The sequence below is a fragment of the Janthinobacterium goodfellowi genome (genome assembly GCF_051380695.1).
GTDB lineage: Bacteria > Pseudomonadota > Gammaproteobacteria > Burkholderiales > Burkholderiaceae_D > Janthinobacterium.
In genome coordinates, this window is the sequence record NZ_JBNYXN010000001.1 from 613,013 (window position 1) to 625,627 (window position 12,615).

The following is a 12,615-nucleotide window of genomic DNA, read 5'->3' on the forward strand; positions in this document are numbered from 1 at the left end:
ATCGCAGCGGTATTGCCTCAAATCATCTTAATCGAGAAATTGTGGGTATCAGTCTGTAAAACGCACAGTTCAGGCGGAATTTTGACAAATTATGGAGAAGCAGGGATATGACCAACGCCGCTGATGATTTCGATGCATTATTCGATGAAGTATCTGCGCAAAGTGCGGCCGCGGCTCAGCCCGCGCCTGCCGCCGCGCCCGCTCCCGCCGTGATTGCGGATGACGATTTCGACGCGCTGTTCGACTCCGTGTCGGCCAGCGCCGCCGTGCCGGCAGCCGCTGCGGCACCCGTGGCCGCCGCGCCGGAAGCGGCGCCCGTCGCCAGCGCCGACGCGCCCGGCGACGCGGCCGACCCCGTCGATCAGTCCGACAAGCCGATGTTCGAGCGCCTGGGCGGCATCGTGCGCCTGCTGCACGATTCGCTGCGCGAACTGGGCTACGACAAGGCGCTGACGGAAGCGTCGTCGCAGATCGTCGACGCCCAGGACCGCCTGGAATATGTTGCCACCCTGACGGAACAGGCCGCCAACAAGGTCTTGAACACGCTCGACGAAGGCATGCCGGCGCAGGACGTGCTGTCGAAGAAAGCCAAGGACATGGATGGCCGCTGGACGGCCCTGTTCGACGGCAAGCTGAGCCTGGAAGAATTCAAGGCCCTGGCTGGCGACTCGCGTCAGTTCGCGCAAGCCGTTGCCGAAGCGACGGAAGCGGAAAAAGCGCGCTTGCTGGAAATCATGATGGCGCAGGACTTCCAGGACATCACGGGCCAGCTGATCAAAAAAGTGGTCAACATCACCAAGACGGTAGAAAACGAGCTGGCCCAGCTGCTGCGCGACAACGCGCCGGCCGAGGTGCGCGAGAAACTGGCGCAAAAGCCGGTGCCGCTGATGCAGGGCCCGTCCGTGCCGTCGGTGGCGCTGGACCAGGATAATGTAGACGACCTTCTTGCGGATTTGGGATTCTAATGGACGATATGCTCAAGGATTTCGTCGTTGAGGCGATGGATCTTGCGGTTAATGTTGAAGAGCACTTATTGCGCCTCGAGCGCGATCCTGACAACAAGGAAACACTGAATGCCGTGTTTCGTTCCTTCCATACCATCAAGGGCGGCGCCGGCTTCATGGGTCTGCCCGCGCTGGTGGCGGCCTGCCACCTGACGGAAAACCTGTTCGACGCCTTGCGCACGGGCGCCGCGCCCGTCACCCCGATCGCCATCGAGGCGGCGCTGCAAGCGTCCGGTTTCGTGGCCGACCAGCTGACGGAACTGGCCAACGGGGCCGCCCCGGAAAGCTTGCCAGCCATGCCGGAAGAGCTGGAACACATCCTGACGAACGCCATCGAAGGCAAGGGCATGGACGCCCCGGCGCCTGCCGCCGCCGTGGTGGCGGAAGTGGCCGTGGCCGAGGTCGCCGAAGTTGTTGTCGCCACGCCTGCCGTCGCCGTGTCCACTGCCAGCGCCGATGGCCTGGACTGGGAGGGCATGTACAACGCCGTCGTGCCGGCCGGCAGCCAGATCGCTGCCGTGTCCGCCGTCGCCGCCCCTGCCGCCGTGGCCGCCGCGCCTGCCGTGGCTGCCGCCAAGCCGGCCGCCAAGGCTTGGGATGGCGCGGAACGCCGCGAAGAACGTCCGGAAGTGCGCCATGCCGCGCCCGTCAAGGAAGACAGCATCCGCGTCGACGCCGTCAAGCTCGACGCGCTGCTGGAAGTGGCGGGCGAATCGGTGCAGGCTGCCAACCAGGCTGCCGTACTGCTCGAGCGCCTGCTGCAATTCAAATTCGAAGGCCAGGCCGCCACCCTGATGGCGACCCTGGCGGAAACCCTGGAACGTGCCTCGCGCTACTCGACGGAACTGCAGCGGGCCACCCTGGCCACGCGCATGCAGCCTGTCGGCCGCCTGTTCCAGAAATTCCCGCGCCTGGTGCGCGAACTGGCGAAAGACCTGGGCAAGGATGTCGAGCTGACCATCGAGGGCGCGGAGACGGAAGTCGACCGCGTCGTGGTGGACAGCCTGTACGATCCGCTCGTGCACATGCTGCGCAACTCGCTCGACCATGGCGTCGAATCGCCGGAAGCGCGCCTGGCCGCCGGCAAGCCCGCCAAATCGTATATTTCGCTGAAAGCCTGGCAGGAAGCGAACAGCGTCATGATCGTGCTGCAGGATGACGGCAAGGGCATGGACCCGGTCTTCCTGCGCAGCAAGGCCCAGCAAAAGGGCTTGATCAGCGAAAACGCCCAGTTGAGCAACGACGAATGCTTCCAGCTGGTATTCTTGCCGGGCTTCTCGACCAAGGAAGTGGCGTCCAGCGTTTCCGGGCGCGGCGTGGGCATGGACGTGGTGAAAACGGCCGTGGAGAAAAACCGCGGCGCCATCCACATCGAATCCATGCTGGGCAAGGGTACCAAGTTCGCCATCCGTCTGCCGATCGAACTGTCGATCGTGCCGACCATGCTGGTGTCGACCTCGGGCGCCGCGCTGGCGCTGCCGATGGCGGTGGTGCAGCGCGTCGTCGAATTGCCGGAAACCTTCATGGAAGTGGGCGGCGCGCCAGTGCTGAAAGACCAGGGCCGTCCATTGCCCGTGCGGTCGCTGGCCGGCGCCCTGGGCTACGAATCGTGCAGCGAGCGCGTCGGCATCGTCGTCGCCGCGCCACAGCCGTATATTCTGGCCGTCGCAGCCGTCGATGGCACGGCCGACCTGGTGATCAAGCCGATGACGGCCATCACCGTGGAAGGCATCACGGGTACGGCCCGTTCGGCAGAAGGCGAACTGGTGCTGGTGGTGGGACTGTCCTTCCTGATGGACGGCTGCCGCGGCACGGTACGCATGGCGGCGTAAGCTTTGCCTTGAAAAATCAAGCCCGCTGCGGAGATTGCGCAGCGGGCTTTTTTTATGCGCCGTCCGGTCGCAGCGTGCCGCCTTCCAGCCAGCGCTGCACGCGCACGATTTCCTGGGCGCGCTCCGCCTCGTCCTTCGGCGGCGGCAGGTAGATGTCGGGCATGATGCCGCCCAGGTCGACCTGCAGCTGCGGCAGGCGGGCCGAGCGCGAGGTGGCGTATTGCAGGTGGCGCTGGCCCGACGGCAGGACGTGCAGGCGCATGTTCGAATAATCGAGCGCGCCGTAACTGTTGCGGCCGATCAATTTCACGTGAAAGCTTTGCCGTGCCGCCAGCAGGAATTCTTCGCAGGAACTGGCGCAGTCGCGGTCGACCAGCACCGCCACGCGCGCCGGCCGGCGCGGCTGGGGCGTCTCCACGCGCGCATAGCTGATGGTGCCGCCGCTTTGCTGCGGCGCGTATTGGCCCGGCTTGACGGTACGCATCTGCGCCACGGCCTGGGCCGCAAAGGCCGCGCACGCCTGGTCGCCGGGCGCCAGCAGCGCGCACACCTTTTCCTGGCCGTCGATATTGGCCGGCGTGGACAGCCATTCGGCGCCCATCGTCACTATCTCGTCCGAACTGATCCAGGACAACAGCGGCGCATACGTGCTGTCGCTGCCGCCGCCGTTGCGGCGCACGTCGAGTATCCAGTTGGGGCGCGCCGCCAGCGTCTCGCGGTGGGTCTCGAGCAGGCTGGCCACGGCGGCGCGGTAGCTGCCGTGAAAGCTGGGCAAGGTCAGGAGCACGGTCGAGTCCGATAATATCCGCAGCGCCGGTTCCTTCGATGGCGCCGCCTGCCCCGGTGCGGCGGGGCGGGCCGGCCCCGGTTTGGCGATATCGACCGCGCTGCCCGGCTTCACGTGCAGGTGGCCCTTGCGCCACGTGCGCGCATAATTTTCCAGGATCGCGTCGCACGCCGTGCCGTCGGCCGCGCCGGCGGCGGCCGTGGCGGCCGTGGCCAGCGCCAGGTCGAAATACGCCTGTCCCTTTTGCTCCAGGTGCTGGCGCGCGCCCGTGTCGTTTTCCAGCAGGAAGGGCGCCATGGCGCGCAAGTCCTGTACGCAGGTTTCTCCCGGCGTGGCCGCCGCCGCATGGGCGCCGGCCAGGGTCAGGGCGGCGAGCGCCCACAAGTTCAGTGTCATCGAAGTTCCCAGTTGTGGTGGCGCGGCTGCGCCGGTCATTGTTGTCGAAATACAATACACGAAAGATTGCGGAAAAAATATCAATTTCTGGTGCCGCCGTGGCTCGTTCGGCAGTCCGTTAGCGGATGGGTTCGGTATGCCGGTAATGTGCCGATATCGGCAATTTCCAGCTCATATCCAACAATGTGGCCAAACTTTGTATCGCCAATCCCACGCTTTTGCCTGTTTCGGTTCTGTGTCGCGCAATATATGGCATAATCCTTGTGGATCACCGTATGACCTGGTATCACTTGATCACTTACTACAGGCTGTGGCAACGCTGCATAAATCATGATGAAGACGCTTTACGACAAACTCTGGGAATCCCACGTTGTTCGGGCCGAAGATGATGGCACGACAATTTTGTACATCGACCGGCACTTGCTGCACGAAGTGACCAGCCCGCAAGCCTTCGATGGCCTCAGCGTGGCGGGCCGCCAGCCGTGGCGCATTTCCGCCAACCTGGCCGTGGCCGACCATAACGTGCCCACCACCAGCCGGGTCGACGGCATTGCCGACCCCGTCTCGCGCCTGCAGGTGGAAACCTTGGACAAGAACGCCAAGCACTACGGCTTGACCTACTTCAACATGAACGACAAGCGCCAGGGCATCGTGCACGTGATCGGCCCCGAACAGGGCGCGACCTTGCCCGGCATGACGGTCGTCTGCGGCGACTCGCACACGTCGACGCACGGCGCGTTCGGCGCGCTGGCGCACGGCATCGGCACGTCCGAAGTGGAACATGTGCTGGCCACGCAAACCTTGCTGCAAAAGAAATCCAAATCCATGCTGGTGCAAGTCGACGGCGCTCTGCCTGCCGGCGTGACGGCCAAGGATATCGTGCTGGCCATCATCGGCAAGATCGGCACGGCCGGCGGCACCGGTTACTGTATCGAGTTCGGCGGTTCGGCCATCCGCGCCCTGTCGATGGAAGGACGCATGACGGTGTGCAACATGGCCATCGAGGCGGGCGCGCGCGCCGGCATCATCGGCGTGGACGACACCACCATCAATTACGTCAAGGGCCGTCCGTTTTCGCCGGCAGGTCCGCACTGGGAACGCGCCGTCGCTTACTGGCGCACCCTGCATTCGGATCCGGGCGCCCGCTTCGACCTCGTCGTCACGCTCAACGCGGCCGAGATCGAGCCGCAGGTGACGTGGGGCACTTCGCCCGAGATGGTGGTCGGCATCGACGGCCGCGTGCCGGACCCGGACAACGAGAAAGACAGCGTCAAGCGCGACGCCATCGAAAAAGCCCTCGTCTACATGGCCCTGAAACCGAATACGCCGATCGCGGACATCCGCATCGACAAGGTCTTCATCGGTTCCTGCACCAATTCGCGCATCGAGGATTTGCGCGCGGCCGCCGCCGTGGTACGCGGCAAGTACCGTGCCTCGAACGTCACCCTGGCGCTGGTGGTGCCCGGTTCCGGCCTGGTGAAAGACCAGGCCGAGCGTGAGGGCCTGGACCGCATCTTCAAGGATGCCGGCTTCGAGTGGCGCGAGCCGGGCTGCTCCATGTGCCTGGCCATGAATGCGGACCGCCTGGAACCGGGCGAACGCTGCGCTTCGACCTCGAACCGCAACTTCGAGGGCCGGCAAGGGCAGGGCGGACGCACGCACCTGGTGTCGCCCGCGATGGCGGCGGCGGCAGGCATCGCCGGCCACTTTGTCGACGTGCGGGGATTGCGATGACGGCTGGGACTGGCGTCGCTGGTTTACACTAGCGTTTCCAGTCCCTTATTTCCTATCGAGAACTCATCATGAAAAAACTCTTCGCCCTCCTCATCGCCACCGTCATCTTGTCCGGCTGCAACACCGTGTCCGGCATCGGCCGCGATGTGCAGAAAGTCGGCCAGGTCGTCACTGGCGCCGGCGGAAAATAAACCGTGACGTGCCGGCGCCCCGCGCCGCGCGTCTTACCGAGTAGAAACAGCATGGATAAATTTACGATTTACGAAGGCCTGGTCGCCCCGCTGGACCGCGCCAACGTCGACACCGACGCGATTATCCCGAAGCAATTCCTGAAATCGATCCACCGCAGCGGCTTCGGCCCCAACCTGTTCGACGAATGGCGCTACCTCGACCATGGCGAACCGGGCCAGGACAACAGCCGCCGCCCGCTGAACCCCGAGTTCGTGCTCAACGAGCCGCGCTACCAGGGCGCCTCGATCTTGCTCACGCGCAAGAATTTCGGCTGCGGCTCCTCGCGCGAACACGCGCCGTGGGCGCTCGATCAATACGGCTTCCGCGCCATCATCGCGCCCTCGTTTGCCGACATCTTCTTCAACAACTGCTACAAGAACGGCTTGCTGCCCATCGTGTTGTCGGAAAGCCAGGTCGAGCACCTGTTCAATGAAGTCAAGGCCTTCCCCGGCTACAAGCTGGTGGTGGACCTGGAACAGCAGTGCGTGCGCACCAGCAATGGTTCCGTCTCGTATCCATTCGAGATCGATGCCTTCCGCAAGTATTGCCTGATGAATGGCCTCGACGATATCGGCCTGACCCTGCGCCATGCCGACGATATCCGCGCCTTCGAAGAGCGTCACTTGAATAGCCAACCGTGGCTCGCCAACGTCATTTAATCGATAAAAATATGAAAATTGCAATTTTACCCGGCGACGGCATCGGTCCAGAAATCGTCGCGCAAGCCGTCAAGGTCTTGAATGTGCTGGGCGAATCGTTCGAGCTGGAAACGGCGCCCGTGGGCGGCGCCGGCTATGCGGCCCATGGCCATCCTTTGCCGGAAGGCACCCTGGCGCTGGCGAAAGCGGCCGATGCCGTGCTGTTCGGCGCCGTGGGCGACTACCAGTACGACAACCTCGAGCGCCAGTTCCGTCCCGAGCAAGCCATTTTGGGCTTGCGCAAGAACCTGGGCCTGTTCGCCAACCTGCGTCCGGCCATCTTGTACCCGGAACTGGCGGGCGCCTCGACCCTGAAGCCGGAAGTGGTATCCGGCCTGGATATTTTGATCATCCGCGAATTGACGGGCGACATTTATTTCGGCCAGCCACGCGGCGTGCGCGAGTGCCCGGACGGTCCGTTCAAGGGCCAGCGCGAAGGGTTTGACACCATGCGCTATGCGGAAGGCGAAATCCGCCGCATCGCCCACGTGGCGTTCCAGGCGGCGCAAAAGCGCGACAAGCGCCTGACCAGCGTGGACAAGGCGAACGTGCTGGAAACCTTCCAGTTCTGGAAAGACATCGTCATCGACGTGCACAAGGAATACCCGGATGTGGCGCTCGATCATATGTACGTCGATAACGCGGCCATGCAGTTGGTGCGGGCGCCGAAGAAATTCGACGTCATGGTGACCGGCAACATGTTCGGCGACATCCTGTCGGATGCGGCCGCCATGCTGACGGGCTCGATCGGCATGTTGCCGTCCGCCTCGCTCGATGCCAACAACAAGGGCCTGTACGAGCCGTCGCACGGTTCGGCGCCCGATATCGCGGGCAAGGGCATCGCCAATCCGCTGGCGACGATCTTGTCGGCCGCCATGATGCTGCGCTATTCGCTGAACCGCGAAGAGCAGGCAAACCGCATCGAGGGTGCCGTCAAGAAGGTGCTGGCGCAGGGGCTGCGCACGGCCGACATCCACGAGGCAGGCACCACTTTGGTCGGTACCGAGGCCATGGGCGATGCCGTAGTGCGTGCATTAGGATAAAATATTTCAATGACGGCAGTCGCCGTCTCATCTTGAGGAATGGTAATGAAATTAGTTGGCTTGGTAGGTTGGCGCGGTATGGTCGGTTCGGTCCTGATGCAGCGCATGCAGGAAGAGGGCGATTTCGCCCACATCGAACCGGTGTTTTTCACCACTTCGAACACGGGCGGCGCGGCGCCTGCCATGGCGAAGAATGAAACCATCCTCAAGGATGCCAACAACATCGCCGAACTGTCCAAATGCGACATCATCATTTCCTGCCAGGGCGGCGACTACACGAGTGCCGTCTTCCCGCAGCTGCGCGCTAGCGGCTGGAACGGTTACTGGATCGATGCGGCCTCGACCTTGCGCATGGAAAAAGACGCCGTCATCGTGCTCGACCCCGTCAACCTGCACGTCATCAAGGATGCGTTGGGCAAGGGCGTCAAGAACTACATCGGCGGCAATTGCACCGTGTCGTGCATGATGATGGGCCTGGGCGGCCTGTTCCAGCACGATTTGATCGACTGGATGACGTCGATGACCTACCAGGCGGCCTCGGGCGGCGGCGCGCAGCACATGCGCGAACTGCTGACGCAATTTGGCACCATCAACAGCTCCGTCAAGGCGCTGCTGGAAAACCCGGCTTCGGCCATCCTGGAAATCGACCGTCAGGTGCTGGCCACCCAGCACGGCTATTCCCCGGACGAGATCAAGCAGTTCGGCGCGCCGCTGGCCGGCAACCTGATCCCGTGGATCGACAAGGACCTGGGCAACGGCCAATCGAAGGAAGAGTGGAAGGCGGGCGCGGAAACGAACAAGATCCTCGGCCGCGGCATCGATTTCGGCACCAAGGAAATTCCTGTCGACGGCCTGTGCGTGCGCATCGGCGCCATGCGCTGCCATTCGCAGGCGCTGACCATCAAGCTGAAGAAAGACGTGCCGCTCGATGAAATCAACGACATCATCGCCAGCAACAATCAATGGGTGAAATTCGTGCCGAACACGCGCGAAGCGTCCGTGCGCGACCTGTCGCCGGCAGCCGTCACGGGCAGCCTGACGATTCCCGTCGGCCGCGTGCGCAAGATGAGCATGGGCGGCGAATACCTGTCCGCGTTCACCGTGGGCGACCAGCTGCTGTGGGGCGCGGCCGAGCCGCTGCGCCGCATGCTGCGTATTTTGTTGGATGCGTAACAGCGATAAATCAGCAATCAATTGCTGATCAAGATCAAGCCGGGGCTGTTTTCCCGGCTTTTTTTTCGTCCTGAGCCCGTCAAGGCTCAACCATGCGGAGCTTGCATAGCTCTGGGCATGATGATATGTTGATACCTCTGGAAAAGTAACAGTTTTCCCATGTCAACTAAGATGCCGCCAACTATGCCTGTACACACTCGTCCCCGGGTCGCCTCCCTTGCCATTCAAACACTCAGCAGCGCTGTCGCCTGTGCGGTGTTGTTGTCACCGGCGGCATCTGCAGCCGAGCTGGGCAAGATCACGGTGCTGTCCGCCGCCGGCCAGCCGCTGCGCGCCGAGGTCGAATTATCGGCCATCAAGCCAGGCGAGGCAGCCAGCCTGCTGGCCAAGCTGGCGCCGCCGGAGGCCTACCGCCAGGCCAACGTGGAATTCAACCCCGCGTTGAACGCCTTGACGTTTGCTGTGGAAAACCGCAATGGCAAGCCTTTCATCCGCATCAGCTCGGCGCAGCCGGTGGCCGAGCCCATGGTCGACCTGCTGCTGGAACTGAGCGGCAAGAGCGGGCGCCAGGTGCGCGAATACGCATTCGTGCTCGACACGCCCGAAGCGCGCCAGACGCGCGGCGCGCAAGTGACGGCGCCAGTCGAGCCAGGCAAGGCCAAGCCGGCCGCCGCCGCTGCCGCTGCCGATACCGCGCCGGCGAAAAAGGCGGCCGGTGAATACAAGGTCAAGGCGGGCGATACCCTGAGCCGCATCGCCAGCGAACTGAAGCCTTCGGGCGTGTCGCTCGACATGATGCTCGTCGCCCTGTACCGCGCCAATCCCGATGCCTTCAAGGGCGAGAACATGAACCGCATGCAGGCCGGACGCATCCTGGCCGTGCCGGGCGCGGACGCCGTGCGTGCCACCGGTGCGGCTGAAGCGAAAGGCATCGTGACGGCGCACGCCATCGATTTCGAAGCCTACCGCAACAAGCTGGCGGGCCAGGTGTCGCAAAGCAAGCCCGCCAAGGCGGCGCAAGCGACGCAAAGCACGGCCGGCAAGATTGGCGCGACCAAGGTGCAGGAAAAGCCGACGGCCGTGAGCGAGTCGCAAGACAAGCTGAAACTGTCGAAAGCGGAGCCGGCAGCCAAGTCGGCCGGCAAGAGCGCCGTCGCCAGCGAGGAAGACAAGATCGCCAAGGCGAAACAGGTCGATGAAGCGGCCGCGCGCGTCAAGGAGCTGGAAAAGAACGTCAGCGACCTGGAAAAGTTGATGGCGGTCAAGAGCAAGGCCATGGCCGACAAGAGCGCTCCGGCGCCCGCCAAGCCGGCCGAGGCTGCTGCCAGCGCCTCGGCCAGCGCCATCGCCAGCGTGCCGGCCGAGGCGCAGCCGCCCGTTCCGAAGGCCAAACCGGTGCCGCTGGTGAAAAAACCGTCGCCGCTGGAGCCGACGATTACGGACAAGATCAATGACCACCTGGGCGCCATCGGCATCGGCATCGCCGCGCTGCTGGCCGCCGTGGCCGCGCTGGTGGTTGCGCGCCGCCGCAAGGATGCGCCGGCCACGCCGGAGAGCGTGGCTCCCGTGTTCGAGCCGGAGCCGCCCGCCGCGCCGCCGGCCGGCTTGGCGCCGGAAGAGCAGCAGTCCGAAGCGAGCAATCACCTGTTCGGTACGGGCGCTGCCGCTGCCGGCGTCGCCGCCGCGGCGGGCGCCAGCGTGTTCGAAGGCAATGAGACGGACCCCGTCGCCGAAGCGGACGTGTATATCGCCTACGGCCGCGACGGCCAGGCGGAAGATATCCTCAAGGAAGCCTTGCGCATCCATCCGGAGCGTCATGCTGCCCGTCTGAAGCTGCTGGAAATCTATTCGGCCCGCAATGACGTGCGCGCGTTTGAAGACCAGGCCAGCGAGCTGTACAGCCTGACGCGGGGCCAGGGCGAAGAGTGGCCGCAGGCCGCCGCGCTGGGCCTGGCGCTCGATCCCACCAACCCCCTGTATGGCGATACGGAAGAGGACGCCGTTGTCAGCCTGAGCAAGGGTGCCGGCGGCGACGTGCATGGCCACAGCATGGACTTGCCCGACGATTTGTCGGCGCCTGCGCCGCTGGCCGACCTGGCGCCGGCCGAGCCGGTATCCTCCGTGGCGGCCCGCGATGCGCGCGAGCCCCTCGATTTTGACTTCGACAGCCTCGATTTCGAGCCCGTTTCCACCAGCGATCCGATCGTCATGCCGGGACCGGACAGCAAACCGCAGCCAGCCGCGCACGATGCGCAATATGACGCCAGCATGGATTTCGGCCTCGACCTGGAGCCGCCTGCCGGCCCCGTCAATGGCGTGGGCGCCGGCTTGACGCCATTGCCTGATCCCTTGAAGGATGTGGATCTGGCCCATTTCGACCTCGATGAACCCGTGGCGCCGGCAGCCGCGCCCGTCGCGGCGGCCGAGCCGTCGATCGACAGCCTGTTCGACGATGCGCAGGCGCCGGCCACCTTGCCGGAAGCCATACCGCCCGCACAGGAGTTCGACCTGTCCGGCATCGACCTGGACCTCCACGATGGCAAGACGGCCAGCGTGGGCGTGGATGACCCGCTGTCGGCCATCCACATGGAAATGGATACCAAGCTGGACCTGGCGATCGCTTACCAGGAAATCGGCGACAAGGAAGGCGCGCGTGAGTTGATCGATGAGGTCATCAAGGGCGGTAGCGAAGAGCAAGTAGCCAAGGCGAATACAATGAAGGCACTTCTGAGCTAAGCACCTGATACGACGTCCATGGCGGCGTTGCACGGTCTCGCCGTACTATTCGTACTGTCTTCGACCGCGCGCCTGGCCCTGAACGCCGTCTCAGGCGCTGGTGTCGTCGGGAGGCGGGGCCGCCTTTGCGCCGGTATAATGCTTCGATGCAAAATATTACGACAGCAACGCCATTGAAGCGTATCGTCCTCGGCCTGCAGTATGACGGCACGGCCTGGCATGGATACCAGAAACAGGAAGACGGGCAAACGGTGCAGGACCAGTTGGAAAACGCGCTGGAACAGTTCGCCCGCGTGCGCCTGGCCACCACCTGCGCCGGCCGCACGGATACGGGCGTGCATGCGCTCGAGCAAGTCGTGCATTTCGATACGGAACTGAACCGCGACGTGCACTCGTGGGTGCGCGGCGTCAACGCCTTCCTGCCGAAGTCGATCGCCGTGCGCTGGGCCAAGGAACTCGACGGCGATCCCACCGTCAACGATTTCTTCCACGCCCGCTTCAGCGCCCGCGCGCGCACCTATCATTATGTGTTGTACAACAACGCCACCCGTTCGCCGCTGGTGGAGGGGCGCGCCGGTTTCTTTTTCCGCCCGCTGGACGTGGACCTGATGCGCCAGGCCGTGCAGCCGCTCTTGGGCTGGCACGACTTCACGGCCTTCCGCGCCGCGCAATGCCAGGCCAAGTCACCCGTCAAGCTGATGCACGACATCCGCATCGAGCGGCGTGGCGATTGCGTCATTTTTACGATTACGGCCAATGCCTTCCTGCACCACATGGTGCGCAACCTCGTCGGTTCGCTCGTCTACATCGGCACGGGGCGCGAAAAACCGGACTGGCTCGGGCATTTACTGGAAAGCAAGGACCGCCACGCGGCGGCGCCCACCTTCATGCCGGACGGCTTGTACCTGGCGCAGATCGATTACGATCCGAAATGGGCCTTGCCGCAAGACAGCAGCAGCGCCTTGCCCTGGTTCTGACGTT

General features: G+C 64.0%; 10 protein-coding genes. 9 read left to right on the forward strand and 1 reads right to left on the reverse strand.

Features of this window, described 5'->3' with window-relative positions:
* The first annotated feature begins 107 nt into the window (after positions 1–107).
* Together ACQ4WQ_RS02785 and ACQ4WQ_RS02790 are read left to right on the forward strand one after the other, a co-directional pair.
* Complete coding sequence (locus tag ACQ4WQ_RS02785; protein ID WP_326457198.1) at positions 108–965, forward strand: protein phosphatase CheZ; 858 nt, start codon at positions 108–110, stop codon at positions 963–965.
* Positions 965–2,836: a chemotaxis protein CheA gene (locus ACQ4WQ_RS02790; protein WP_436494522.1), complete on the forward strand. Its 1,872-nt coding sequence runs from the start codon at positions 965–967 to the stop codon at positions 2,834–2,836. The genes ACQ4WQ_RS02785 and ACQ4WQ_RS02790 overlap by 1 nt, the downstream gene beginning before the upstream one ends.
* A gap of 52 nt (positions 2,837–2,888) precedes the next feature.
* On the opposite strand, the gene ACQ4WQ_RS02795 is transcribed toward ACQ4WQ_RS02790, so the two are convergent.
* On the reverse strand, positions 2,889–4,019 hold the full coding sequence (locus ACQ4WQ_RS02795; RefSeq protein ID WP_436494524.1) for a S41 family peptidase: 1,131 nt from the start codon (positions 4,017–4,019) through the stop codon (positions 2,889–2,891).
* A 330-nt stretch (positions 4,020–4,349) separates the two neighbouring features.
* Here ACQ4WQ_RS02795 and leuC point away from each other — a divergent pair, with 330 nt between their 5' ends.
* The 7 genes from leuC to truA all read left to right on the forward strand — a co-directional run bounded on the left by leuC (position 4,350) and on the right by truA (position 12,611).
* Positions 4,350–5,753 (forward strand): 3-isopropylmalate dehydratase large subunit, encoded by a 1,404-nt coding sequence (leuC, locus tag ACQ4WQ_RS02800; RefSeq protein ID WP_436494526.1) that lies wholly within the window; start codon positions 4,350–4,352, stop codon positions 5,751–5,753.
* 68 nt (positions 5,754–5,821) lie between these two features.
* Positions 5,822–5,944, forward strand: a complete 123-nt coding sequence (locus tag ACQ4WQ_RS02805; protein ID WP_010400408.1) for an entericidin A/B family lipoprotein — start codon at positions 5,822–5,824, stop codon at positions 5,942–5,944.
* Positions 5,945–5,995: 51 nt separating this feature from the next.
* Entirely contained in the window at positions 5,996–6,643 is a 648-nt protein-coding gene (gene leuD / locus ACQ4WQ_RS02810; RefSeq protein ID WP_099410045.1) for a 3-isopropylmalate dehydratase small subunit, read from the forward strand.
* 11 nt (positions 6,644–6,654) lie between these two features.
* Positions 6,655–7,725, forward strand: a complete 1,071-nt coding sequence (gene leuB, locus ACQ4WQ_RS02815) for a 3-isopropylmalate dehydrogenase (RefSeq protein WP_436494528.1) — start codon at positions 6,655–6,657, stop codon at positions 7,723–7,725.
* Positions 7,726–7,770: 45 nt separating this feature from the next.
* A complete protein-coding gene (gene asd / locus ACQ4WQ_RS02820; RefSeq protein ID WP_071653796.1) occupies positions 7,771–8,898 on the forward strand; it encodes an aspartate-semialdehyde dehydrogenase in 1,128 nt (375 codons plus the stop codon).
* Positions 8,899–9,153: 255 nt separating this feature from the next.
* Positions 9,154–11,634 carry a motility hub landmark protein FimV gene (locus ACQ4WQ_RS02825; RefSeq protein ID WP_436494531.1) on the forward strand — a complete coding sequence of 827 codons (2,481 nt, stop codon included), beginning with the start codon at positions 9,154–9,156 and terminating at the stop codon, positions 11,632–11,634.
* A gap of 173 nt (positions 11,635–11,807) precedes the next feature.
* Positions 11,808–12,611: a tRNA pseudouridine(38-40) synthase TruA gene (truA, locus tag ACQ4WQ_RS02830; RefSeq protein WP_436494533.1), complete on the forward strand. Its 804-nt coding sequence runs from the start codon at positions 11,808–11,810 to the stop codon at positions 12,609–12,611.
* Positions 12,612–12,615 lie beyond the last annotated feature (4 nt).

What these genes read in the sequence shown, in the direction of transcription:
- ACQ4WQ_RS02785 (WP_326457198.1), top strand. Translation starts at nt 108, where the DNA reads ATGACCAACGCCGCTGATGATTTCGATGCATTATTCGATGAAGTATCT.
- ACQ4WQ_RS02790 (WP_436494522.1), top strand. Translation starts at nt 965, where the DNA reads ATGGACGATATGCTCAAGGATTTCGTCGTTGAGGCGATGGATCTTGCG.
- ACQ4WQ_RS02795 (WP_436494524.1), bottom strand. Translation starts at nt 4,019, where the DNA reads ATGACACTGAACTTGTGGGCGCTCGCCGCCCTGACCCTGGCCGGCGCC.
- leuC (WP_436494526.1), top strand. Translation starts at nt 4,350, where the DNA reads ATGATGAAGACGCTTTACGACAAACTCTGGGAATCCCACGTTGTTCGG.
- ACQ4WQ_RS02805 (WP_010400408.1), top strand. Translation starts at nt 5,822, where the DNA reads ATGAAAAAACTCTTCGCCCTCCTCATCGCCACCGTCATCTTGTCCGGC.
- leuD (WP_099410045.1), top strand. Translation starts at nt 5,996, where the DNA reads ATGGATAAATTTACGATTTACGAAGGCCTGGTCGCCCCGCTGGACCGC.
- leuB (WP_436494528.1), top strand. Translation starts at nt 6,655, where the DNA reads ATGAAAATTGCAATTTTACCCGGCGACGGCATCGGTCCAGAAATCGTC.
- asd (WP_071653796.1), top strand. Translation starts at nt 7,771, where the DNA reads ATGAAATTAGTTGGCTTGGTAGGTTGGCGCGGTATGGTCGGTTCGGTC.